The organism is Allobosea sp. 05T433, from assembly GCF_056396065.1.
Map to the genome: position 1 here is coordinate 299,781 of NZ_JBFTKS010000002.1, position 22,747 is coordinate 322,527.

25 protein-coding genes and 2 pseudogenes are annotated in these 22,747 nt (G+C 65.3%); 12 read left to right on the forward strand and 15 right to left on the reverse strand.

Translation table 11 applies throughout. The features are described 5' to 3' along the window. Positions 1–18: 18 nt before the first annotated feature. Positions 19–921: a LysR family transcriptional regulator gene (locus AC1DGP_RS03555; protein WP_441504689.1), complete on the forward strand. Its 903-nt coding sequence runs from the start codon at positions 19–21 to the stop codon at positions 919–921. 6 nt (positions 922–927) lie between these two features. Here the strand turns inward: AC1DGP_RS03555 and AC1DGP_RS03560 are convergent, their stop codons facing one another. Both AC1DGP_RS03560 and AC1DGP_RS03565 read right to left on the reverse strand, forming a co-directional pair. After that, positions 928–1,230, reverse strand: coding sequence for a HigA family addiction module antitoxin (locus tag AC1DGP_RS03560; protein ID WP_441488612.1), 303 nt, complete (start codon positions 1,228–1,230; stop codon positions 928–930). Continuing rightward, positions 1,230–1,517: a type II toxin-antitoxin system RelE/ParE family toxin gene (locus AC1DGP_RS03565; RefSeq protein ID WP_441488613.1), complete on the reverse strand. Its 288-nt coding sequence runs from the start codon at positions 1,515–1,517 to the stop codon at positions 1,230–1,232. The genes AC1DGP_RS03560 and AC1DGP_RS03565 overlap by 1 nt, the downstream gene beginning before the upstream one ends. 444 nt (positions 1,518–1,961) lie before the next feature. On the opposite strand from AC1DGP_RS03565, the gene msrB reads away from it, so the two are divergent. Genes msrB through AC1DGP_RS03585 form a run of 4 tightly spaced genes read left to right on the forward strand, consistent with a single transcriptional unit; the run spans position 1,962 to position 5,505 of the window. After that, positions 1,962–2,444: a peptide-methionine (R)-S-oxide reductase MsrB gene (gene msrB / locus AC1DGP_RS03570; RefSeq protein ID WP_441488839.1), complete on the forward strand. Its 483-nt coding sequence runs from the start codon at positions 1,962–1,964 to the stop codon at positions 2,442–2,444. 11 nt (positions 2,445–2,455) lie between these two features. Then, on the forward strand, positions 2,456–4,288 hold the full coding sequence (locus tag AC1DGP_RS03575; protein ID WP_441504690.1) for a cytochrome c biogenesis protein DipZ: 1,833 nt from the start codon (positions 2,456–2,458) through the stop codon (positions 4,286–4,288). Positions 4,289–4,303: 15 nt separating this feature from the next. Beyond that, on the forward strand, positions 4,304–5,056 hold the full coding sequence (msrA, locus tag AC1DGP_RS03580; RefSeq protein WP_441488615.1) for a peptide-methionine (S)-S-oxide reductase MsrA: 753 nt from the start codon (positions 4,304–4,306) through the stop codon (positions 5,054–5,056). Between the two features lie 35 nt (positions 5,057–5,091). After that, on the forward strand, positions 5,092–5,505 hold the full coding sequence (locus AC1DGP_RS03585; RefSeq protein WP_441504691.1) for an NUDIX hydrolase: 414 nt from the start codon (positions 5,092–5,094) through the stop codon (positions 5,503–5,505). Positions 5,506–5,542: 37 nt separating this feature from the next. Here AC1DGP_RS03585 and AC1DGP_RS03590 read toward each other — a convergent pair whose 3' ends face one another. Further along, positions 5,543–6,433 (reverse strand): LysR substrate-binding domain-containing protein, encoded by an 891-nt coding sequence (locus AC1DGP_RS03590; protein WP_441504692.1) that lies wholly within the window; start codon positions 6,431–6,433, stop codon positions 5,543–5,545. Positions 6,434–6,667: 234 nt separating this feature from the next. On the opposite strand from AC1DGP_RS03590, the pseudogene AC1DGP_RS03595 reads away from it, so the two are divergent. Together AC1DGP_RS03595 and AC1DGP_RS03600 are read left to right on the forward strand one after the other, a co-directional pair. Further along, positions 6,668–6,997 (forward strand): annotated as a pseudogene (locus AC1DGP_RS03595) (methyltransferase domain-containing protein); the annotation flags it as partial. Between the two features lie 166 nt (positions 6,998–7,163). Further along, positions 7,164–7,460 (forward strand): hypothetical protein, encoded by a 297-nt coding sequence (locus tag AC1DGP_RS03600; RefSeq protein ID WP_441504693.1) that lies wholly within the window; start codon positions 7,164–7,166, stop codon positions 7,458–7,460. Between the two features lie 17 nt (positions 7,461–7,477). Here the strand turns inward: AC1DGP_RS03600 and AC1DGP_RS03605 are convergent, their stop codons facing one another. The 6 genes and pseudogenes from AC1DGP_RS03605 to AC1DGP_RS03630 form a co-directional block, all read right to left on the reverse strand. Continuing rightward, on the reverse strand, positions 7,478–7,903 hold the full coding sequence (locus tag AC1DGP_RS03605) for a DUF779 domain-containing protein (protein ID WP_476768962.1): 426 nt from the start codon (positions 7,901–7,903) through the stop codon (positions 7,478–7,480). A 212-nt stretch (positions 7,904–8,115) separates the two neighbouring features. After that, positions 8,116–9,633 (reverse strand): aldehyde dehydrogenase, encoded by a 1,518-nt coding sequence (adh, locus tag AC1DGP_RS03610; protein ID WP_441504695.1) that lies wholly within the window; start codon positions 9,631–9,633, stop codon positions 8,116–8,118. 158 nt (positions 9,634–9,791) lie between these two features. Beyond that, a complete protein-coding gene (locus AC1DGP_RS03615; RefSeq protein ID WP_441504696.1) occupies positions 9,792–10,766 on the reverse strand; it encodes a GAF domain-containing protein in 975 nt (324 codons plus the stop codon). 336 nt (positions 10,767–11,102) lie between these two features. Next, positions 11,103–11,918, reverse strand: a complete 816-nt coding sequence (panB, locus tag AC1DGP_RS03620; protein WP_441504697.1) for a 3-methyl-2-oxobutanoate hydroxymethyltransferase — start codon at positions 11,916–11,918, stop codon at positions 11,103–11,105. Between the two features lie 88 nt (positions 11,919–12,006). Further along, positions 12,007–12,420, reverse strand: a pseudogene (locus AC1DGP_RS03625) (cell wall hydrolase); the annotation flags it as partial. Positions 12,421–13,481: 1,061 nt separating this feature from the next. Further along, complete coding sequence (locus tag AC1DGP_RS03630) at positions 13,482–14,003, reverse strand: hypothetical protein (RefSeq protein ID WP_441504698.1); 522 nt, start codon at positions 14,001–14,003, stop codon at positions 13,482–13,484. Positions 14,004–14,045: 42 nt separating this feature from the next. Between AC1DGP_RS03630 and AC1DGP_RS03635 the strand changes: the two genes are divergently transcribed. Beyond that, positions 14,046–15,077, forward strand: a complete 1,032-nt coding sequence (locus tag AC1DGP_RS03635) for an AraC family transcriptional regulator (RefSeq protein ID WP_441504699.1) — start codon at positions 14,046–14,048, stop codon at positions 15,075–15,077. A 99-nt stretch (positions 15,078–15,176) separates the two neighbouring features. On the opposite strand, the gene AC1DGP_RS03640 is transcribed toward AC1DGP_RS03635, so the two are convergent. The 4 genes from AC1DGP_RS03640 to AC1DGP_RS03655 are packed head-to-tail and all read right to left on the reverse strand — an operon-like array spanning position 15,177 to position 18,236. Then, complete coding sequence (locus tag AC1DGP_RS03640; RefSeq protein ID WP_441504700.1) at positions 15,177–15,971, reverse strand: ABC transporter ATP-binding protein; 795 nt, start codon at positions 15,969–15,971, stop codon at positions 15,177–15,179. Next, positions 15,968–17,041: a FecCD family ABC transporter permease gene (locus AC1DGP_RS03645; protein ID WP_441504855.1), complete on the reverse strand. Its 1,074-nt coding sequence runs from the start codon at positions 17,039–17,041 to the stop codon at positions 15,968–15,970. The genes AC1DGP_RS03640 and AC1DGP_RS03645 overlap by 4 nt, the downstream gene beginning before the upstream one ends. Positions 17,042–17,052: 11 nt before the next feature. Then, positions 17,053–17,385 (reverse strand): TroA family protein, encoded by a 333-nt coding sequence (locus AC1DGP_RS03650; protein ID WP_441504701.1) that lies wholly within the window; start codon positions 17,383–17,385, stop codon positions 17,053–17,055. Beyond that, positions 17,385–18,236 (reverse strand): ABC transporter substrate-binding protein, encoded by an 852-nt coding sequence (locus AC1DGP_RS03655; RefSeq protein ID WP_476831720.1) that lies wholly within the window; start codon positions 18,234–18,236, stop codon positions 17,385–17,387. The genes AC1DGP_RS03650 and AC1DGP_RS03655 overlap by 1 nt, the downstream gene beginning before the upstream one ends. Positions 18,237–18,348: 112 nt before the next feature. On the opposite strand from AC1DGP_RS03655, the gene AC1DGP_RS03660 reads away from it, so the two are divergent. From AC1DGP_RS03660 to AC1DGP_RS03675, 4 genes are all read left to right on the forward strand, one after another. After that, a complete protein-coding gene (locus AC1DGP_RS03660) occupies positions 18,349–18,603 on the forward strand; it encodes a hypothetical protein (protein ID WP_441504703.1) in 255 nt (84 codons plus the stop codon). Between the two features lie 351 nt (positions 18,604–18,954). Then, positions 18,955–19,626: a LuxR C-terminal-related transcriptional regulator gene (locus AC1DGP_RS03665; protein ID WP_441504704.1), complete on the forward strand. Its 672-nt coding sequence runs from the start codon at positions 18,955–18,957 to the stop codon at positions 19,624–19,626. Between the two features lie 97 nt (positions 19,627–19,723). Continuing rightward, positions 19,724–20,329 carry a hypothetical protein gene (locus AC1DGP_RS03670; protein WP_441504705.1) on the forward strand — a complete coding sequence of 202 codons (606 nt, stop codon included), beginning with the start codon at positions 19,724–19,726 and terminating at the stop codon, positions 20,327–20,329. Positions 20,330–20,532: 203 nt separating this feature from the next. After that, positions 20,533–20,754: a hypothetical protein gene (locus tag AC1DGP_RS03675; protein ID WP_069876938.1), complete on the forward strand. Its 222-nt coding sequence runs from the start codon at positions 20,533–20,535 to the stop codon at positions 20,752–20,754. Positions 20,755–20,826: 72 nt separating this feature from the next. Here the strand turns inward: AC1DGP_RS03675 and AC1DGP_RS03680 are convergent, their stop codons facing one another. Both AC1DGP_RS03680 and AC1DGP_RS03685 read right to left on the reverse strand, forming a co-directional pair. Next, complete coding sequence (locus tag AC1DGP_RS03680) at positions 20,827–21,465, reverse strand: alpha/beta hydrolase family protein (protein ID WP_441504706.1); 639 nt, start codon at positions 21,463–21,465, stop codon at positions 20,827–20,829. Between the two features lie 146 nt (positions 21,466–21,611). Beyond that, on the reverse strand, positions 21,612–22,730 hold the full coding sequence (locus tag AC1DGP_RS03685; protein ID WP_441504707.1) for an FAD-dependent oxidoreductase: 1,119 nt from the start codon (positions 22,728–22,730) through the stop codon (positions 21,612–21,614). Positions 22,731–22,747 lie beyond the last annotated feature (17 nt).

Here is a 22,747-nt window from a genome sequence, read left to right on the forward strand (position 1 = left end):
GATGCGGAATTCGGGACAATGAAGACAGGCCTCGGCGAATACGACGCGATCGCCGCCGTTGCGCGGCTCGGCAGCTTCCGGGCAGCCGCAACCGAACTCGGCATGTCCTCCTCGGCGCTGAGCCATGCTGTGGCTGCGCTGGAGGCGCGACTGGGGGTGCGGCTGTTCAACCGAACGACGCGAAGCGTTGCGATGACCGATGCCGGCGAGCAATTCATCGCCCGGATCGCTCCGGCGCTCGCCGAGATCAGCGGCGCGATCGAGGGCATCAACAGCCATCGGCAAACCCCGGCCGGCACGCTGAGGATCAACACATCGGCCGGCGCGGCGCGAATGGTCCTGACGCCGGTGATCCTGGACTATCTCAGGCGCTACCCGGACATGAACGTGGTGCTCGTCACCGAGGGACGCCTGGTCGACATCGTCGGACAGGGCTTCGACGCCGGTATCCGGCTGGCGGAGACGGTCCCGCAGGACATGATCGCGGTTCCGATCGGCCCCGCCTTGCGACAGGTCGTGGTCGGATCGCCCGGCTATTTCCAGGGGCGCACCAGGCCTGTCGTGCCGGGCGACCTGCTCCAGCACCGATGCATCCGCGCGCGGATGGCGAGCGGCGCGATCTATCACTGGGAGTTCGAGCAGCGCGGCGAGCAGGTCGAGATCGATGTGCCGGGATCACTCACCCTCGACGAAATGACCCTGATGCTGGAGGCGGCCCTGGCCGGGACCGGTCTTGCCTATCTCAGCGAATGGTCGGTCGCACCGCATATCGCCTCAGGGGCACTGATCCCGGTGCTGGAGGACTGGAGCCCGCCCTTTCCCGGCCTCTGTCTCTACTATCCCGGCCGCCGGCACGTCCCGGCGGGCCTGCGCGCGCTGATCGCGCTGATCCGGGAGACGAATGAACGGAGCCGCAAATAGACGGCCTCAGGCAGCCACGGCGATCCGTTGCACCTTGATGTCGTCTTCATGGGCCCTGGCCTCGGCGAGATCATGCGCCGCCTGCATCCGCAGCATCGTATCGGCGCGGACGCCGAACGCCTTCTCGAAGCGGATCGCCATCTCGGCCGACAAGCCGGCCTTGCCGTTCAGAAGATTGCTCATGGCCTGACGGGTCACGCCCAACTTCTCCGCGGTGACGGTTACGCTCAGCCCATGCGGCAGGACGAACTCGGTCTTAAGCCACGCCCCCGGGTGGACGGCGAAGCTTGGATGAAGCTTGATGGCCATCAGTGACAATCCTCCAGATCGATGTCCTCGATCGCGCCCGCCTCGTTGATGTGAAAGGTCATTCGCCAGTTCTTCGTGACCGTGAGCGACCAAACGCCAGAGCGATCGCCAGTCAGAAGGTGAGCGCCGAAATTGGGCGGAATGTTCAGTTCTTCGACTGCCTCGATCACGGCCAGATAGGCCAGCATATTCCGAAGTCGTCCGACGAGATTGCCAGGCACCCCCTTGGCTCTCCCTGTCTCCGCGAACGTCCGGAGCGCCTTATGCCTGATGCTCTCGATGTCCACGCCGACGATGTAGGCCCGCAGCCGTCACGCGTCAAGTGTCGCTTTACACCCAGAAGGCAAGCCGCAGCTGGCTTGTAGACGTGCCATCCTGCCCCCGCGACATTGCCCCAGCTCCGGAAGCCCCGCCCGGCTGCGATTGACGTGGTGCCGATCTGGTCCAGCCGCATCCGTCCCGTTGGCCGCCGCGGGGCGGGAGTGCCTTCGGCGCGGGCTTCTCGCAATGCGTGTAGCGGCCCCGCGTTGCGCCCTCATGGATACAGCGCCGGGCCGTTCGCGGCCCCGTGTCATCGCCCCTTCGCGATAGCCGGCCGGGATGAGATTGCGACATCACGCAGCGATCACATGGTCGCGCGGTGAGCGCTATGCCCATGGAAGAATAGCGGTCTCGTCGCTAGCTTGTTCGGGGACACAGGAATCATCCCGGAGCGGGAGGCCAGCACCATGATGACGAGGCGACATATCCTGCTGAGAAGCGCAGGCCTTGCGGCGGCATCATCGCCCTTGCTGGCCCTCATCGCGCGTTCCGAGGTGACCTTCCCCGTCACCCATACCGACGCCGAATGGCGCCGCCTGCTCAAGCCCGAGCAATACGCCGTCCTGCGCCAGAGCGGCACGGAGCGCCCCTATACGAGCCCGCTGCTGAACGAGAAGCGCCGTGGCGACTTCGCCTGCGCCGGCTGCGACCAGCCGCTTTTCTCCTCGACCACGAAATATGACAGCGGCACCGGCTGGCCGAGCTTCTGGGCGCCCCTGGACAAGGCGGTCGGCACCGAGACCGACAACTCGCTCGGGATGCAGCGCACGAGCGTGCATTGCAGCCGCTGCGGCGGCCACCAGGGCCATGTCTTCAACGACGGTCCGAAGCCTACCGGCCTGCGCTACTGCATGAATGGCGTTTCCATGACCTTCAAGCCGATGGCGGCCTGAGAGCGGCAGCGATGACCCTGTTCCTGCTCGCCTATCTCGGCGGTGTGCTGACGATCGTCAGCCCCTGCATCCTGCCTGTCCTGCCCTTCGTCTTCGCCCGTGCGGGCCAGCCCTTCCTGCGCAGCGGGCTGCCGATGCTCGTCGGCATGGCCGCGAGCTTCGCCGGCATCGCGACGCTGGCGGCCGTCGGCGGCAGCTGGGCCGTCGAAGCCAACCAATATGGCCGGCTGATCGCAATCGGCCTGCTCGCCGTCTTCGGGCTCGCGCTGCTGTTCCCCTCCCTTTCGGACTGGGCGACACGCCCGCTGGTGGCGCTCGGCGGCCGCCTCTCCGAGCAGGCGGAACAGGGCAAGGGCGCAGTCGCGCCTTCGCTGCTGCTCGGCGTCGCAACCGGCCTGCTCTGGGCGCCCTGCGCCGGGCCGGTTCTCGGACTGATCCTGACCGGAGCGGCCCTGCAGGGGGCGAATGCCGGCACTTCGCTCCTGCTGCTCTCCTATGCCGCCGGAGCTGCAACCTCGCTCGCATTGGCGCTCCTGGTCGGCGGCCGGGTCTTTTCCGCCATGAAGCGCTCGCTGGGCGCCGGCGAGTGGCTACGGCGGGGTATGGGTGTTGCGGTGTTGGCTTCGGTCGCGGCGATCGCGCTCGGGCTCGACACCGGCTTCCTGACACGCGTCTCGCTGGCGAGCACATCGGCGCTGGAGCAACGGCTGGTCGACCGGCTCCGGCCGGAAACAGAGGCGCCCGGACAGTCCCCGGTGGCCATGCAGGGCGGCCCGGCGATGACGGGCGCCAACCCCGCCATGATGGCCGCGAACCCGGCCATGACGGGCGGCAACGCCATGATGATGCAGGGCAAGCCTGCGCAGGCGAGTGACGAACTGCCCGTCGAGGGCGTGATGCCGGTGCTGGCGGGGGCGGTCGAATGGTTGAACTCGCCGCCGCTGACCAATGAGCAGCTCAAGGGCAAGGTCGTCCTGATCGATTTCTGGACCTATTCCTGCATCAACTGCCTGCGGACGATCCCCTATGTCCGCGCCTGGGCCGAGAAGTACAAGGATCAGGGTCTGATGGTGATCGGCGTGCATACGCCGGAATTCGCCTTCGAGAAGACCATCGGCAACGTCAAGAAGGCGGTGAACGATCTTCAGATCGGCTACCCCGTCGCGATCGACAATGATTTTGCGATCTGGCGCGCCTTCAAGAACCGCTATTGGCCGGCGCATTACTTCATCGACGCGCGAGGCCGGGTCCGCCACCATCAGTTCGGCGAGGGGGACTATGACGCCTCCGAACGGGTGATCCAGACGCTGCTGGCCGAGGCCGGCAGGACCGGTACGCCGACAGAACTCGTTGCGGTCAAGGCCGTCGGCGCGGAAGCCGCATCCGATGCCGGCAATGTCCGCTCGCCGGAGACCTATCTGGGCTATGAGCGGGCGGAAAACTTCGTCTCGCCCGGCGGGATCGTCCAGGACACGCACCGGACCTATGCGCTGGGCCAGCCCCGGCTCAATGAATGGGGCCTGTCAGGCGGCTGGACGATCGGTGCGGAGCACGCCGCGCTGGACGACAAGGATGGTAGCATCGGCTTCCGCTTCCATGCGCGCGACCTGCATCTGGTTCTCGGCCCGGGAGCGGATGGCAAACCGGTGCGCTTTCGCGTCACCATCGACGGCGCCCCGCCCGGCGACGACCATGGCATGGACAGCGATGCCGACGGCCAGGGGATTGTGAGCGAGCAGCGGCTCCACCAGCTCATACGCCAGAAGGGCGAGGTCGGCGATCGCCTGTTCGAGATCCGCTTCCTCGACCCCGGCGTACAGGCCTATGCCTTCACCTTCGGCTGAACAGGGAGATTGGACATGACACATCCACGCGCCAAGACCGCCGGATCGCCCGTCGCGCGCTACGGCCGGCCTGCCCTCGCCGCCCTGGCGCTGATCGGGCTCGTCGGCCTCGGCCTGCGGATTTCACCATCGGCCGCCGAGAATGCACCCCGCGCGATTCCCGCCCTGTCGGCCGCTGAACCGGCCCCGCAAGCCACGTCCGAAGTCGCTGTCCTGGCCGGCGGCTGCTTCTGGGGCGTGCAAGGCGTCTTCCAACATGTCGACGGTGTCAGCAATGCCGTCTCCGGCTATGCCGGCGGCGAGAAGGCGACCGCCCGCTACGAGCAGGTCGGTTCGGGCCGTACCGGCCATGCCGAAGCCGTCCAGATCACCTATGATCCGCGCAAGATCAGCTATGCGCGCATCCTGCAGGTCTATTTCTCGGCAGCGCATGATCCGACCGAGCTCAACCGCCAGGGTCCCGATATCGGCACGCAGTACCGCTCGGCGATCTTCCCGACCAATGCGGACCAGGCCCGGATCGCCAAGGCCTATATCGCCCAGCTCAACCAGGCCAGGGCCTTTAACGCGGCGATCGTGACCAAGATCGAGCCGGACCGGCCCTTCTACCCGGCCGAGGCCTATCATCAGGACTTCCTGACGAAGAACCCGAGCCACCCCTATATCGTGATCAACGACCTGCCGAAGATCGAAAGCCTGAAGCGCCTGTATCCCGCGCTCTATCGCCCGGACCCGGCGCTCGTCGCCAAGACCGGTCTCTCCAACTGAAGGAACTGACCAATCGGCCTGCCGGACAGATGCCTTTGAACACCCCGCCGACGATCAGGATCGCGGCCGCCCTGCTCACGGACCGACAGGACCGGCTGATCCTGGTGCGGAAGCGCGGCACCAGCGCCTTCATGCAGCCCGGAGGCAAGATCCAGCCCGACGAGACGCCGCTGGCGGCGCTGATACGCGAGCTGCACGAAGAACTCGGCCTTGTCGTCGCGCCGTCGTCGCCGCGCTATCTCGGCTGTTTCGCGGCGCCTGCAGCCCATGAGCAGGGTTTTACCGTCGAGGCGGAGCTGTTCAGCCTGTCCACGGATCGGACGCTCGCCCCCGCCGCGGAGATCGCGGAGCTGATCCGGTTCGATCCGGCTTGCGCGCCCCATCCCGAACTCGCCCCGCTGACGCGCGATGCCATCCTGCCGCTCCATCGGACACGCGCCGGTTCCTGACACGCCGTCTCCCGCGATCTCGGCGACAGGCGACGGCTCAGGGGGCGGCAGCTTCGGCGGCAAATTCTTCGGCGATCCAGACGAGGAAGGCGCGCGCGGCCGGTGAAACGCCATGATCCCTGGCGGGGATGGCGGCAAGGCCATCGGCGAACGGAACAAACCCGCAAGGCGCAACCAGCCTGCCGGCCGCAAGGTCTTCCCCGACCATGCGCTGCTCGACAAGCGCCACGCCCAAGCCCGCCAGCGCCGCCTCGATGCAGAGATGCGTGTGCGGAAAGAAGAGCTCCGCCTCGTGGCTCGCCGTCAGGCCCGTATTGACCTGCCAGGTCTCCCAGGCGCTCGCGCTGTGCTCATGGGCAATCCGGGTCGAGCAGACCAGGCGCTCGCCGTCCCGCGTGATCGCATGCCCGGGAGCGCAGACGGGCCCGAAGGCGATATCGGTCAGGCGGATCGCCCTCTCCCGGTCGCGCGCGGGATAGGAGCGGCGATCCCAGACCAGCACCAGATCGGCGCCCTGGTGCCTGATCTCCTGCGCGGAGGTCATCGACAGGCGTAGCCGGATCTCGGGATGGCGACGGTAGAAGCCCTGCAGATGCGGCACGAGCCAGCGCATGGCGAAGGTGGCGCTGCAGGCCACATGCACGCTCGGCCCGCGCGCCTCCTCCAGCACGCGCAGCCAGCCCTGCTCGAGCGCATCGAGCGATCCGGCGACGACCTGCCGCAAGGCCTCGCCGCGTTCATTCAGCCGCAAGCCGGTCCCCGCCTTCTCGAAAAGCTCCACACCCGCATGATCCTGCAGGCTCCGAAGCTGGCGGCTGACCGCGCCATGGGTTCGGCCGAGCTCCTCGCCCGCACGCGTCACCGAGCCGAGACGCGCCGTCGCCTCAAAGGCCCTGAGGGCGGAAAGCGGCGGAAGCTTGCGCGGCATGACTGATGGTCCGTGAGTTTAGCTCACCATGATCGGATTTTAACTCGATAGCATGAGGGGCAGTGTACCTCTAGAAGAACCGCCATGGCCGGCCAGCTTTCAGTCGATCCCGTGTCTTCATGGGCGGGTCGAGGAAGGCAGGTGGCTGTGCACTGAGTTAACGGAACGCAGGCGATGCGCGGCGCAAGGCCCGCACGCATCTGCCAGCCCCTTTGACGCAACAGGGAGGTCTCGATGACGGTCGGTTCGGTGAATCCACGCCAAGCGGACGGCAGCGCCGGGGACGCGAATTACGGCGTCATCGGCGCGGGCTATACCGCGTATCGGCAGCCCGAGCCGGCAATTGCCGCCCAGATCGAGCAGGCCCTCGGCACCGCGCGGACCGTGCTGAATGTCGGAGCCGGCGCAGGCTCCTACGAACCGCGGGATCGCGACGTCACGGCCGTCGAGCCCTCGGCCTCGATGCGCGCCCAACGTCCCGCCGATCTCGCCCCTGCCATTGACGCGGTCGCCGAGGCGCTGCCTTTCCCGGACGGGCATTTCGACGCCAGCATGACGACCTTCTCCATCCATCAATGGAAGAACCTGGAGGCCGGGCTTGCCGATATGCGGCGCGTGACGCGCGGACGGGTCATCATCCTGAGCTGCGACCCCGATCTCGTGCAACGCTTCTGGCTGAACGATTACGCGCCCGAGGTTCTCGCCACCGAGGCCCGCCGCTACCCCGCGCTTGGCCGGATCCGCACATTGCTCGGCGGGCCAGACGCGCGCCGACCCGGTCGCCATTCCCTTCGACTGCCGGGACGGTTTCAACGAGGCCTATTATGGGCGCCCGGAACGCCTGCTCGAGGCCGGTGCCCGGGCGGCGAATTCGGCCTGGAGCTTCGTCGGCGAGCCGGTCCGCGCGGGCTATGTCGCCGATCTCCAGCGCGCGCTCGAAGACGGCAGCTGGGACACGCGTCACGGGGCATTGCGCCGGCAAGCGGCTTTCGATGGTTCGTTGCGGCTGATCATCGCCGAGCCGTGAGGCCGGCCGGACCCAGCTCAGCTGGCGGAGCTGATTGTTCCGCCGTCGAGGCGGCACATCTCCTCGCCGGAAAAGGCACGCGAGCGCGTGAGGAAGCGCTGCTCGGTGCCGTTTTCCAGCGAGAACATCCCGCCGCGCCCAGGGACGACGTCGATGATGAGCTGGGTATGGCGCCAGAGAGCGAATTGCGAACCGCTGATATAGACCGGAACGCCGCCAACCTCGCCCAGCTTCACGTCCTGATCGGAGACGATGAAATCGCCCTGCGGATAGCACATCGGCGAGGAGCCATCGCAGCAGCCTCCCGACTGATGAAACAGAATGTCTCCGTGCTCGGCCTGCAGCCGCGAGATCAGGCGCAAGGCGGTCGGAGTGGCGGTGACCTGCTCGATACCTTGTGCCTGCTCGATGACTGGGACCTGTCCGATGACGTGCTCGCTCATGCCGGAGCTCCCCGTGGCGTGGGACGACCAAAACCTGCCGTAGGCCCAGGCTCAACGCCGGGCCATGCGGCTTGAGGGAGAGCCCGGCACGCCAGCAGCAACGTTCGCTGCGGGCGTGCCGGGCCTGTGCCCATGGAGGGGCGGGCAAACGCCTGAAGAAGCCAGCTTCTTCAGGGAGAAGCTGAACATCTTCAGGAGAAGCCCCAGGGGCTTCAGAAGAAGCCGAGCTTCTTCGGGGAGTAGCTCACCAGCATGTTCTTGGTCTGCTGGTAATGGTCGAGCATCATCTTGTGGTTCTCGCGACCGATGCCGGACTGCTTGTAGCCGCCGAAGGCCGCATGCGCGGGATAGGCGTGGTAGCAATTGGTCCAGACCCGGCCCGCCTGGATCGCGCGGCCGAAGCGATAGGCGCGATTGCCGTCACGGGTCCAGATGCCGGCGCCGAGGCCATAGAGCGTGTCATTGGCGATCGAGAGCGCCTCTTCGTCGTCCTTGAATGTCGTGACGGAGACGACCGGCCCAAAGATCTCCTCCTGGAAGACCCGCATCTTGTTGTGCCCCTTCAGGACGGTCGGCTTGACGTAATAGCCGCCCGCCAGATCGCCTGGCAGCTCGTTTCGCGCCCCGCCGATCAGCACCTCGGCGCCCTCCTGCCGGCCGATATCGAAATAGCTCAGGATCTTCTCGAGCTGCTCGGACGAGGCCTGCGCACCGATCATCGTCGCGCTATCCAGCGGGTCGCCCTGCTTGATCGCCTCGACGCGCTTCAGCGCCTTCTCCATGAAGCGGTCATAGATGCTCTCATGGACCAGGGCGCGGCTCGGGCAGGTGCAGACTTCACCCTGGTTCAGCGCGAACATGACGAAGCCTTCGATTGCCTTGTCGAAGAAATCGTCATCCTCGAGCGTCACATCCTTGAAGAAGATGTTCGGCGACTTGCCGCCCAGCTCCAGCGTCACCGGGATCAGGTTATGGCTGGCATATTGCATGATCAGGCGGCCGGTCGTGGTCTCACCGGTGAAGGCGATCTTGGCGATGCGGTTGCTCGAGGCGAGCGGCTTGCCGGCCTCCAGGCCGAAGCCGTTGACGATGTTCAGGACGCCCGGCGGCAGGATGTCCGCGATCAGCTCGGCCAGGACGAGGATCGAGGCGGGCGTCTGTTCTGCCGGCTTCAGCACGACGCAATTGCCGGCGGCGAGCGCCGGCGCCAGCTTCCAGACCGCCATCAGGATCGGGAAGTTCCAGGGAATGATCTGGCCGACGACGCCGAGCGGCTCGTGGAAGTGATAGGCGACCGTATCATGGTCGATTTCGGAGATGCCGCCTTCCTGCGCGCGCACCGCGCCGGCGAAATAGCGGAAATGGTCGATCGCCAGCGGCATATCCGCAGCGGTCGTCTCCCGGATCGGCTTGCCGTTGTCCCAGGTCTCGGCCAGCGCGAGAAGCGCGAGATTCTCCTCCATCACATCGGCGATCTTGTTGAGGAGCAGCGCCCGCTCGGCGGCGCTGGTGCGGCCCCAGGCACCCTTGGCGGCATGGGCGGCGTCGAGCGCCGCCTCGATGTCGTTCGCGTCGGAGCGCGCGACCTCGCAGAGCAGCCGGCCATTCACCGGAGAGGTGTTCTCGAAATAGCGCCCTGACTGGGGCTCGGCCCATTTGCCGTTGATGAAATTGCCATAGCGCGCCTTGAACGGCGTCGCGGTCGTGCGGTTGAATTCGGGCTTGTTCATCTCATCCTCCATCGCAGCGCTGTGAGGCCGCGCCCTGGAGGGCAGGATCGGCCGCAATGCTTGGCGTTGTCAGGAGGCGTGCGGCGCTTTCAGATGCCCGACTGTCTCAGCTTTGCGACAGGTTTTGGAAGAGATTGCATGTTCGGCCACCCGTGCGCTCACCGGCCGCGCTGGAGCCCGAGCCTTGTCAGCTTCCGGTGCATGGTGGCGCGGCTGACCCCGAGCATGCGCGCCGCCGCCGAGACATTGCCATTGGCCCGCGCTAGAGCCCGCTGCACGACGCCGCGCTCGGCGGCGCTCAACGCCTCGGCAGGCCTTGCCTCGTCACCCGCCAGGAGATCGTCGGCGGGAAACGGGTGCGCGAGGCGCTCGTCGGTCAGCCCATAGGCCAGCCGCGCCGCCCGGCTCGCCCCGATGACGAGATCCTCCTTGTCGACAGCCAGCAGACCTCCGCCGCCGCCGAAGCGGTCCTGGGCGACGACGATGCGTGCCTTGGGAAAAACCATCCGGAAATGATGAGCCTCGATCCTGTGCGCCGCCTCGAGCGTCGCGCTGGCGACAAGCTTCAGCATGGCCGGCGTCAGGTCGGCCCGGCAGGTCGAGACATCCAGCGTCGCGATCAGCCGCCCCTGCGCGTCCCAGATCGGGGCGACGCTGCAGCTCAGGCCGATATTGCGCGTCAGGAAATGCTGGTCGCGGTGGATCGTCAACGGACGCCCCTCCGCGAGGCAGGTTCCGACGCCGTTGGTGCCCTCGCTGGCCTCGCTCCAGACCATTCCGGTCCAGAGCCCGATATTGCGGAAATCGACATCGTCGCCGACGACGCCCCGTCGATCGAGCGGCACGCCCTCGCGATCGGTGAACAGCACGCAGCAGCCGGCATCGCCGACCGACTGGAAGAGCCGATCAAGGGTCGACTGCGCCACTCGGATCAGCGGATCCAGGCGTTCGAAGGCGGCATCGAATTCATGCTGGCTGAGCCGCCAGGGCGGCCGGGCGTGGTTGGGATCGAGCCCGTATCTGACCGCGGAACGCGACCAGGACGCCGCCACGGCCGATTGCGCCACTGCCGCAGCGTTGTTCAGTGTCGAATATATCCGATCAGCGTGCAGGCCTCGCGCAGTCTCGACCATGCTCGGCATCCATTTCCACCCGCTTCGCACCGTCATTGCCAGCCGAGGCGCGTCACTACCGGCAGCCATGCGATTTTCGGCATGTTCCGGCCGTTCCGGCACCGCTGTCAACCGTCCGATAGGCGGAGGTCAGGATAGGAAAGCGTTCTGGTAGGAATTGACGAAGCCGATCGTTATATTCCAACTTATATAATGAAAGATCGCGCCGAGGCCATTCTAACGGAGGCCGCCCCGGAGATAGCGGGCGCATCCGACTGATAATGTCCGTCCCTCGCTGCCTGCATTGCAGCGACAGATCGGCGGCCGGCCACATGCCCCTGCGGCCGGAGCCGGCTCTCAGTAACTGTGCTCCGCCCCCGGGAATTCCTGGCTCTTCACCGCGGCGACATAGGCCTCGACCGCCTGCTGGATCGAGCCCGCGCCGACCATGAAGTCCTTGGAAAAGCGTGGCCTCTTGCCGGGATAGACGCCGATCGCGTCGTGGAGGACGAGCACCTGGCCATTGCAGTTGACACCGGCGCCGATCCCGATCGTCAGCATGGCGTCGCTCGCCTCGCCAATCTCGGCGGCGAGCGTCGACGGCACCATTTCCAGCACGAGGAAGCGCGCACCCGCCTGCTCCAGCGCGGCGGCGTCGGCCTTGAGCTTGGTCGCAGCATCAGCCGATTTGCCCTGGACCCGGTAGCCGCCGAGCTGGTGCACCGATTGCGGCGTCAGCCCGAGATGGCCGCAGACCGGGACGCCGCGCTCGACGAGAAATCGAACGGTTTCGACGGCATAGTCGGAGCCTTCGAGCTTCACCATATGGGCGCCGGCAGCCATCAGCCTGGCGGCGTTGTGCATGGCTTGGGCAGGACCTTCCTGATACGAGCCGAACGGCATGTCGGCCATGATGAAGGCGCGCCTGGCGCCGCGCGCCACGCAGGCCGTGTGATAGACCATCTGCTCCATGGTCACGGGCAGGGTCGTGGCGTGCCCCTGCAGCACATTCCCCATGGAATCGCCGATGAGCAGGATCTCGACACCGCAGCTCTCGAGCAGGCTCGCGAAGCTCGAATCGTAGCAGGTCATCATCGCGACCTTCTCGCCCGCCGTTTTCATCCGGGCGAAATCGGCCAGCGTGAGGGCGCGGGCATCGGACAGATAGGCCATAGGCATGACTCCCGGCGAGACTGATCGCCGCGCAACCTATAGGGGCCGCGCTCGCAATTGCGAAGCGAGCGCCGGCCTCAGGTCCGGGTCACCCTGAATGGGCCAGTCCGGTCGTGCCGCGGCTGTAGAAGATGTGGCGGCCGATCACATCCATCTTCTTCAGCCTCTTCGCCCAGGAGGGCTGGACATAATCGGCGTGATAATGCGTGGAATCGCCGACCTCCACGAGATAGGTCCGGCCCTCGTAAACCTCACGTGCGATGCGCTGGGCCACCTGCCACTGCTCCGGCTCCTTGATGCGCAACGACTTGCCTTCGCAGGCGAAGGTGAACTGGCAGGCGAGCCTGCGGTGGCGGTTCTGATAGACGACGCCGCAGACGGACCCCGGATAATACCCGCTCTTGACCCGGTTGAGCACCACCTGGGCGACGGCGACGCGCCCGTCCTCCGCTTCGGAGCGCGCCTCGAAATAGATCGCCTCGGCGAGGCAGCGCTGCTCGCTCGCCAGCGTGTCGCCGTCGACGACGACCGGCACGCCGGTGAGAATGAGCTGCGTGGTCGCCAGGGTCGTGGCGGGCGGCTCGACAAAGGCCGCAAGCGAAAGCAACGCCAGTGGGGCGATGCGCTTCATGGGGATACTCCGGGGGGTAAGGGTCAAGCCGTGCGTTCGCGGTCCGGATCCATCGTCGGCAGGATCAGCGGCCCTTGTGGCTTGGTCTGTTTGCTGGGTTTGGGCGCCGCGGCCTGACCGGAGACGAGCACATCAAGGCTCTCACGGAGGCTGTGGAGGCGGAAAAGAACTCGTTTTGCTGGAGCTTGTCCCGAAGCATGGCGAAGGCCCTGCGTAGCGCAGCGTCTCGATATGCCGAAGGCGACAAGGCTGTTTGACTAACGTGGGTTAACTGGCGTTACGGCCATTGCGATGAGGAGTGAGGCTGCGGGCAGAGCCGCATCAAGCGGCCTCGTGCCGAGGCGTTACCGCGCCGCTCAACGCGCGGGAGAACCACGGAACGGCGTCAGGCCTCAGGCTATTCATTGACGACTGATCTGTATTAGCGCGTCGTCCGGATACGCCGGCGCCGCGCCGGAACGCGACAGTGGAAATGACGACCACTTCGCAGGCGACAATCTTTCCCGTCGCCGACCGAGAGTGACGACCGTTACGCGAAGCAAAATTCTGTATCGCAAACATACAGTCTGCATCACCGTTGAGTTTAACATTCATGGCAAATCGGCCTCGACAACGTCGGCTCGGCGTACCCGAAAAATGTTGCTGACGGCTCTGCCTCTTTTTCCTAATTACCAAAGATTTTTTCTCTCCCGATTTGAGACTGCATTGTTCGCTGATCGAAGCGCTATGGACAGGGAGTTCGGCAACTTTGTGACCGTTCCTGCCGATAGGTGATTTAGACGCGCATCGCGCCGGGATCCCTCAGGAATATGCACGCCGAATTTTGTAATCAATATTTTGGTAAATCGCAATTAATATTATTAACTTAATTTAATAAACATAAATCAATAAGATAATACTGACGCATATTAGCAGGCGCGCAGATTTTAGATTCAGCGCCTTTGCCTGCACTGACCCGAATCTTGCGAGGGAACAAACTTCCCGCCGACGATGGCATTGCGGCTATGAATCGCTTCTCCGGTGTTGACGATGATCGTTGTCGTCTGGATGGCTCCGCCAGAGGTCGGCTCAGCGAATGAGACAACAGCCTGCCCGGAGGCAATCGTGCCGAAATTCGGCCACAAGGTCGCCGAGCCCGCGCCGCCAATCAGGGAAGCGGAGCTTTTATCGGTATCCCAAACAAAGGTCAGGGCATTGCGAAAGCTAGGGAACCTACATTCCCAGGCAAAGGTCGCAGCGTGACCGGTCGAAGAAATCATGATCCCGACAGCGCTCAATGAGGCCAGACGCCGGCGAGATCTCATCCATAGGCTCCAATTCCGCAACAGGTTTGTTCTGGGCTTATTGGTTTGTCCTGGGCCTATTGCCTTCGAGGCGTGGCCGGTGCGCGCACGCAGACCGGACATCCCTGAAATACGTTGCTGGAGCATCCGACGCTTGTTAATTTCGGCCAAGATTTTGCTCGTCCCGGACATGAGCAGGGGAGTTCGGCGGCTTTGCCACGCGACCTGACCTCCCTGCCGACCACGCTAGCGGGCATCTCGCGCCTTGCCGTTGCGCGTCTTGCCGGCGCCGGCATACCGGCCGCGCCTCTCCTGAACGAGGTCGGCCTGACCGAGGACATGCTCGCCGATCACGATCAGAGAGTGCCCTCCCGGCGTCAGGTCGCATTCCTGGACCGGGCCGCGGCGGCACTGGGTGATGATTGCCTCGGCTTCACCCTGGCCCAGGAATTCGACCCCCGAGCCATGGGCTTGCTGTTCTACGTGATGGCATCCTCACAAACGCTCGGCGACGCAACGCAACGGATTGCGCGCTACAGCGCGATCACCAATGAAGCGCTGGTCTTCAGCATTGCCGAGGGAAGCGGGTTCACCGTCACGCTGAGCTATGCCGGCCTTCCCCGGCATTGCGATCGGCACCAGGCCGAGTTCTGCATTTTTGGAGCAATCAGGATCTGCCGCATCCTGACCGGCGCAAATCTCGTCCCACAACACGTCTCGATCGCGCATCACCGATCGGGCGACACCTCTGCGATGTCGCGGTTTGCCGGGACGAAGGTGGAGTTCGGCGCCGAGACCGATGCATTCGTTCTGCAGGCCGATGCGCGCGAACGCCATCTCGTGAATGCCGACCCTTATCTCAACGATCTCCTCCAGACCTATTGCGAGGCGGCGCTATCATCCCGCACGACCAATGCGAGCCCGCTTCGGGTGAGCGTCGAGAATGCGATTGCTCCGCTGCTGCCTCACGGCAAGGTTCGCGCCGAAGTCATCGCCCGCCAGCTTGGATTAAGCGAACGGACACTGGCGCGAAGGCTCGCCGAGGAGGGGCTGAGCTTTTCGGAGGTCCTGCGGCAACTGCGGCGTGATCTGGCTTTGCGCTATCTCAATGATGGCGACCACCATGTCTCCAAGGTCGCCTGGCTGCTGGGTTTCCACGAAGTCAGCGCGTTCTCGCATGCGTTCAAGCAATGGACCGGGCTGGCGCCGAGCCAGATGCGGCTGGGCGGCACCCCGAACGGATGAATGTCGCTTGGCCGACGCCAAGGCCGTTGGCGCAGTCGGCGCGGCCAGAGCGCATGCGACGCCCATCGGCCTGGGCGAAGAGCGGCGCCCCCTGCCCTCTCAGGCCGTCGGCCGCTCGGTGCCGGCGCGCAGCGTGGTGTCGACCAGGAGATTGCCGGTCGCACCCTGTTCCAGCGTGATGTCGACGCCATACACGTCCGACGCCGCCGGATGGGAGAGGACATCCCTGGGGCGGCCATCGGCGACGACGGTCTTGCGGTCGATCAGCAGGAAGCGATCCGCGCAGCGGCTGGCCAGTGCCAGATCGTGCAAGGCGACGAGCGTGACCTGGCCGCGCCGCCGCGTCGTCTCGCGGATGACATTGGTCACCTGCAACTGCCGGCGCAGGTCGAGCGCGCTTGTCGGCTCGTCGAGCAGGAGCACGCTGGGCGCGCGCACCAAGGCCTGGGCCACGGAGACGAGCTGCTGCTGGCCACCCGAAAGGTCCGACACCGGAACCTCCGAGAGATGGTCGATATGCAGCGTGCCGAGCGCCTCCTCCACCGCCCGCAGATCCTCGCGCGTGGCGCGGCCGCCATGGGCTTTCCGGGCGAGCAGCACATAATCGAAGACGCAGAGCGCAGCCCGCATCGCGACATGCTGCGACAGGAAGAAGATCGCATCATGCCGCTGCCGCGATGTCATTCCGGCAAGGTCGGCCCCGTCGAGCCGCATGGTGCCGGCGCGCGGGCGCAGCAGCCCGGCCACGAGGCGAAACAGCGTGGATTTTCCAACCCCGTTCGGCCCGACCACGGCGGTGACGGTGCCGCGCTCGAGCCCCAGAGCGCTGAGTCCGTCGAAGACGTCGCCGCGGCCACGATAGGCGAAACCGATCGACTCGATTGAAAGGCTCATTGCCAGCGCTCCCGGCGGATCGACATCACGAGGCTAAGGAAGAACGGCACGCCGACGAGGGCGGTGATGATGCCGATGGGATAGATGATCCCCGGGGTAATGCCCTTCGACAGCGTCGACGCGACGGACAGGATGAGGCCGCCGGCAATCGCCGCGACCGGCACGAAATAGCGCTGGTCCTCGCCGACCAGAAGCCGGGCGATATGCGGCCCCACCAGGCCGATGAAGCCGATCGTGCCGACGAAGGCGACGGCGGTCGAGGCCAGCAGCGAGATGCAGACCAGCATTTCGAGGCGCAGCCGCGCGACGCGCACGCCAAGGGCGGCGGCCCGCTCGTCGCCCATGGTGAGCGCGGTCAGCATCCAGCTGCGATGCAGGCAGAACGGCAGGATGACTCCAAGCAGGCCGGCGCAGATCCCGAGCTTCGTCCAGGTGGCGCGCGACAGGCTGCCCATCATCCAGAAGATGATCTGCTGCAGCTGGGTTTCGGACGAGTGGAACTGGATGAAGGCCAGAAGCGCATTGAAGGTGAAGAACAGCGCGATGCCGACGAGCACGAAGGTCTCGACGGTGACGCCGCGCAGCCGCGTGAACAGGAACAGGATCGCCGAGGTCGCGAGCGCGAACAGGAAGGCGTTCGCCGTCACCAGGAAGGCCCCCGCGAAAGGCACGAGCGAGACGCCGGTCGCGATGGCAAGCGCCGCACCGAAGCTCGCCGCCGACGAGATGCCGAGCGTGAACGGATCGGCGAGAGGATTGCCGAGGATGGTCTGCATCTGCGCCCCGGCAGTGCCCAGCATGGCACCGACGAGAATGGCCATCACCGCGACGGGCAGGCGCACATCCCAGACGATCACGTCGAGCTTCGGGCCCATCGATCCCGGTTCGAGGATGACGCGCGCCACATCCATCAAGGGGAAATTGCCGGGCCCCACCGAGACATCGACCACGAGCGCCAGCGTGAGCAGCGCAAGCGCCCCGACAGCGAGCAGGAGCTTGCCCAGCACCCGCCGCCGATAGCGCTCGCTGGCCGTATCGGCAGGCGGCTCGAAGGCCGGCATATCGGACAGGGCCATGGCGATCAGTTCATCTCGATCCAGAACTTGCCAGTCAGCTTGATCGGCAGGAAGCGGTCATGCAGTTCCTGGAAGGTCGCCCGGGCGTCGAGATCCTTGAACTCGTTGGGGTGCAGCCACTTGGCGAGCGCCTGGATGGCCACGAAGTGATACGGGCTCTGGTAGAACTGGTGATAGATCGCCATCACCTTCCTGTTCTTGACGGCCGTCAGCCCCGGAAATCCGGTCCGGGCGACGAGGCCCTTGAACTGCGCGGCGGCGCGTTCAGGCTGGGTCTCGTAGCCGAGCCAGACGGCGATATTGCCGGGGTTGCTGTTCGACCAGTTGGCGCCGGTCATCAGCAGGAATTGCGGATCATCGACGATGATCTTCTCCGGATTACCATGCCGCCGGCACCGGAAAAATACTTCGATCCCCAGTTCATGCCGCCGGCTTCGGAGACGAATTCGCCGAAGTTGAAATTGCCGAAGGACTGGCAGCAGGCAGACGGGTTGAGGCCGGCAGCCTGCTCGGCAAAGACCAGCGGCCGCTGATCCTGCTTCAGCCGCGTCGTGACGTTGTAGACCCGCCGCATCTGCTGCGAATAATAGTCGATGAAGCTATTGGCCGCGTCCATGCGGTCGAAGACCCGGCCGAGCAGAAGCATGCTCGGCACGGTGTTCTGCGTCGGGCGCTCGCGGAAATCGATGAAGATCGTCGGAATGCCGGCCTTGGCCAGGTTGTCGACGACACCGGACTGCATCGCCTTGTCCAGGAAGCCGAGCGACAGGATGACGAGGTCCGCATCAAGCGTGATCGCCTTCTCCACGCTGAAATCGCTCGAGGCGAGCGCCCTCACCAATGTCACCGACTTGGCGGCAGGGACATCCGCCAGGTAGCGGTTCCAGGTGTCGGGGTCGAATTTCGGCAGATCGTCGCCGATGGCGGCGAGCCGCGCGAAGGGCTTGTCCTTGCCCATCAGCACGACCGTCGCGGAGAATAGCCGGCCCTCGCCGAGGATGGCCCGTTGCACGCCCTTCTTGACCTTGACGGTGCGGCCGGCAAGGTCGGTCACCTCGATCATGGTGTCGGCAGCCTGCGCGCTGCGGATGCCCGGTGCGGCAAGCAGGGCCAGGGCGGCCATGAGCGCCACGCGCCGGGTCAGCCAAGCAAACCAGCCCGGCACGGATTGTGAATGCCTGTCCATCATGATCCTCGCTCTATCGATTGCCGTTTGCGCATGGGGATGGCGCAGCGGTCCTGGCCCAGCCGCCAGTGTTCAACCGGCGGCCTCCCCTCGCCCGACCGCCCATGATCGGCTCATGCTCCAGGAAGACGGTTCTGGTGCGGATCGGCTCAAGCAATCGCTGGTTATCGCGCGCGCCGAGATGCGCAGACCGGCTGAACAAGAAGATCTCATGATTCCGCAATACATGGGCTTGGCCGACGGGCGGCTCCAGTCACGCCGGATATTATTCCTGATCGATCGCGTGCTCAGAAGATCCACCGCATCTGTCCTCGTGCAGAATAGCGACCAGTTACAGACTGCGCGGCGATTTGTCACGATACTTCAATAACTTAGAAATACTCAAATCTATAACTAGAATATTTTTAAACTAAACGCTTGGCGAGATGGGCCGGCGCCCGACCTGACGGGGATGGGCGGACCTGACGATTGCGCTGAACGAGATTGCCATTGCTGGTCTCAGCCGGCCCGGGTGACCGCCGCAGCGGCGGCAGAATGCCCTCCCGCCTGCCGCCAGCCACAACCTCAGGCGCAGAAAACGGAACTCTTCTACCTAAGGTTTAGCAAGACAGGTTTGTCGACCCGATTGAATCGAGATTGTTCTCATTTTGAGAGGATTTACAAAGAGCGTTGACTACGCAACCATCCGGTCAGGCTTGGGGGTAGAGTGCAGAGGTCAGCCATGCCGGACCTTTCGGTTGCGATCGTCGATGATCACCCCATGCTGATGGAGGGGATCGCCGTGCTGCTGAAACGCTGGGGCGGTTTCATGCTCGCCGCGACGGGGACTGTCGCAGATCACATCGTGCCGATCGCCAGAACGCATCGCCCGGATGAGATGATCGTCGATCTCAGCATGGCGGGGGATGTCTTCCAGGCGATTGCGGACGCGTTGAAGATCGCTCCTGAGACGAAGATCGTGGTGTTCACCGCCTCGGCCAGCACGGAAGACGCGATCAGGGCGCTGGATGCCGGGGCCAAGGGCTATGTCCTGAAAGGCAGTCCCGGAGAAGACCTCTTCCAGGCTCTTCAGGCGGCACAGCGAGGCGATGTCTATGTCACGCCCTCCTTCGCGACCAAGCTGATCTGTGCGTTGAAAGAAAAGACCCTCGAAAGACAGAAGGCGGTCAGCAACAGGCTCAGCGTCCGGGAGCAGCAGATCGTCAATCTGCTGCTGCTCGGCAAGATGAACAACGAAATCGCCCGCGAGCTGTCGCTCAGCGCCAAGACCGTCAAGGGTTACATGACCAATCTGATGGCCAAGCTGAACGCGCGCAACCGCCTCGAGGTGGTGCTCGCCGCGCAAAGGCTGACTGCGGGAGCGAACACCCCTGCCGTGATCAGGCGCCCGTGAACGAGGACCGGCCCTGCCGGGCCCGTTGAGAGGGCCGCAGTCGCTAGGCTCCAGACGCTAGCCGGGCTCAAGGCAGCCAGAGCCGGGGAGGCTCGGCATGACGGTCGCGGACACTCTTACGCCCGGCATTCCGGTCCAACTGGCTTCCAGGGCGATCCTGCAGCACCGGGTCATCGGCAGGGCGACACGCTGCGGCATCGCGGCGGCTTGCCTGTGCTGCCTCCTTGTCATCCTCGTCTGCAATCCTGCCCGCGCTGCCGAATCCGACTTTCTCGAGCGTTTTCGCGGCGACTGGTCCGGCTCCGGCAAGGTCCAGCGCGACGGCGGCAGCCAGCCGCGGCACGTGACCTGTTCGATCATGGGGCGGCCCACCGAAAATCGGATCAGCGCGCAAGGCAGCTGCCGCGCCTATCTGATCTTCGTGCGCCCGGTCGCGATCGATGTCACTTATGATCCGCGCTCCGGCACCTATCACGGCACCTATACCGGCGCCCGGATCGGCCCCGCCCGGCTCAGCGGCACGCGCAGCGGCGACACCCTGAACCTTCGCATCGAGTGGCCGCGCCCGGTCAATGGCGACACGCAGGCCGCGATGGTCATCCAGAATGACGGCCGCGGCATCCTGCGGATGACCGTCGCGGATAACCTCACGCCCGGCGGCCCGATCCTGCAGACCTCCGAGATCATCCTGGTGCGTCAATAGGCGGGACCTGATCGGAACCGCCCTCGCCCACTCCGGAGAGATGATGCCCTGGCGGGGACCTGCGTCCTGGCTGAAGCACGCCCTCGAATTCGCGTGCCGTTGGACGATTCGCGCCCAATGGTAATCTCGGGGTTGCGATTGGCGTGAACCGGCCTCACTCTAAGGCATGAGCAGTATCGTCTCACGAACCGGCATGGCCATGCATGCGTGAAGAGCGACCCGACCGCCGGCGGAACCGCGCGCCAGGCTACCCGAACCGGCGCTCCGTGATGCTGAGCTCGGAGGCGGACTATATTCGCGCCTGCGCCAGGGCGCGTGATCTCCACGCCGCCGCCCACCATCCGATGGCCGAGCTGGAGCTTGAGAACCTGGCTCTCGCGATCCTGACCTGGGAACTCAAAAGCAGCGGGCCGGACGGAACCTGAGGCCGGCCAGACCGACGAAGCGGCGCCGGGCCCGGGGTCGCGCCGCTTCCCCTGCCCGCGCCGGCCGTGCCCCTATGCCGTGAGGCTATCCGCCCAGGCGGCGACCTTGTTCGACAGCGTCCTCAGATGGTCGTCGATGGAATAGCCCGAGACCGCCTTGCGCGGCTTCAGGTCGTGATCGCCATCGTCGAGCCAGAGGATCTCGATGGCGCTGGAGAGCGTGTAAGCCGACACCTCCTCGCGCGTTCCGAACAGGTCCCTCGTCCCCTGGGCGATCAGCGTCGGCGTCTTCATGGTCTCGAGATGCGCCGTGCGCAGCTGCTCGGGCTTGCCGATCGGGTGGAAGGGATAGCCAAGGCAGAGCAGGCCGGCGATCCGGCCGGATGCGTGCCACTCGTCGGCCAGCATGCTGGCGACACGTCCACCCATCGATTTGCCGCCGATGATGAGCGGTCCCTTGCAATCAAGCGCGCCGATGGCGGCGGCATATTCCGAGATCAGGGTTTCGGCGCGCGGCGGTGGCTTTCGACCAGCTGATGTCCGCCGACCTGCCATGTAACCGAACTCGAACCGGGCCACGCGAAGACCGGCCGCAGCCAGAGCGCCGGCGTTGGCCGTCATCGAAGCGGAATCCATCGGAGCCCCCGCGCCATGCGCCAGGAGGATCGTTGTCCTCGCCTCAGCCGGGCCATCCATCAGAAATGCCACCATCGCCGCCTTCGCCTTGCCGGAGCTGTCGGCTTCTCGCCGCCGGCCAATCTTCGGGTCGGCCGAGATTAAGCGGAAGCCGCCGCAATCAACAGCGTCGCCAGATCGCGCTCGTCAAGTCCGGGCCGATGAATGCCTCCAGGAGCATGTCAGGCTTCGACCCGCTGGCGATAATGATCCAGAACGGCCGCGACGCCCTCGGCCGACACCGCACCAGCCAGTCCTTCGGCCGCGCCTTCCGCGGCAGGTCTCGCCCGTCGCATCATCGCGGCTTCGTAAGCGGCAACCGCGCCCCATCCATCTCCGCTTGTCAGCGCGTCTGCCAGGTCGACGGCATCGGCGAGCGCCAGATTCACGCCCTCGCCGCCGAAGGGCGACATCAGATGGGCTGCGTCCCCAAGCAAGGTCAGCCCCACCCTGCTTTGCCAGGAATGATCGATCGGCAGCGCATAGAGCGGGCGGACGGCGATAAGCTCGCCACTGTCGATGAGATGGACGAGGGACGGCGCCCAACCTGCGAAACGATCGCGCAGCATTGCCCGGATGCGATCGTCGCCGAGCGACATCCAATCGCGCGCCTCCGCCTCGGGAAGACGCAGACCCGCGTAGCCGCGGATATGGCGGTGTCCATTGCGTTGCGCGATCAGCACCCGATTGTCGCCGACGGCGAACATCTTGCCGCTCCCGACCAACCCATCGACGTCGGGATGGCGTTCGGCAGCGAAGCCGAACTCGACCAGCGTTACCCCCTCGTAGAGCGGCCGGGCATCGGAGAGCAGGGCGCGGACACGCGACCATGCCCCATCCGCACCGATGACGATATCGAAGCGTTCCGAGATTCCGTCGACGACGACATCAAACCCGCCCGCCTCGATCGGTGTCACGGCATCGACCTTGCTCGCCCAACGCAGCGTCATGGGCGCAAGCGAGCCGAGCAGGATCTGGCGCAAGGCGGTCCGGTCGACCTCCGGTCGATTGTCTCCGGCACCGTCGCGGTCGAACAACAGCGTGCCGTTCTGGTCATAGAGCCGGTCGCCCTGATCCTCGGGCCGCGCCACGGCGCGAAACTCGGCTTCGAGCCCAGCCCGGGCGATAGCCTGCTGGCCGGTCTCGGCGTGGAGATCGAGCGAGCCACCCTGTGGCCGGTCACCGGCATGGCGATCCCGCTCGAAGACTGTCGGCTGAAGCCCGCGCAACAGAAGGAGCCGGGCGAGCATCAACCCGCCGGGGCCGCCGCCGATGATCGCGATTTTCGGTCTGGTTGTCATGACAGGATCCTCAATAT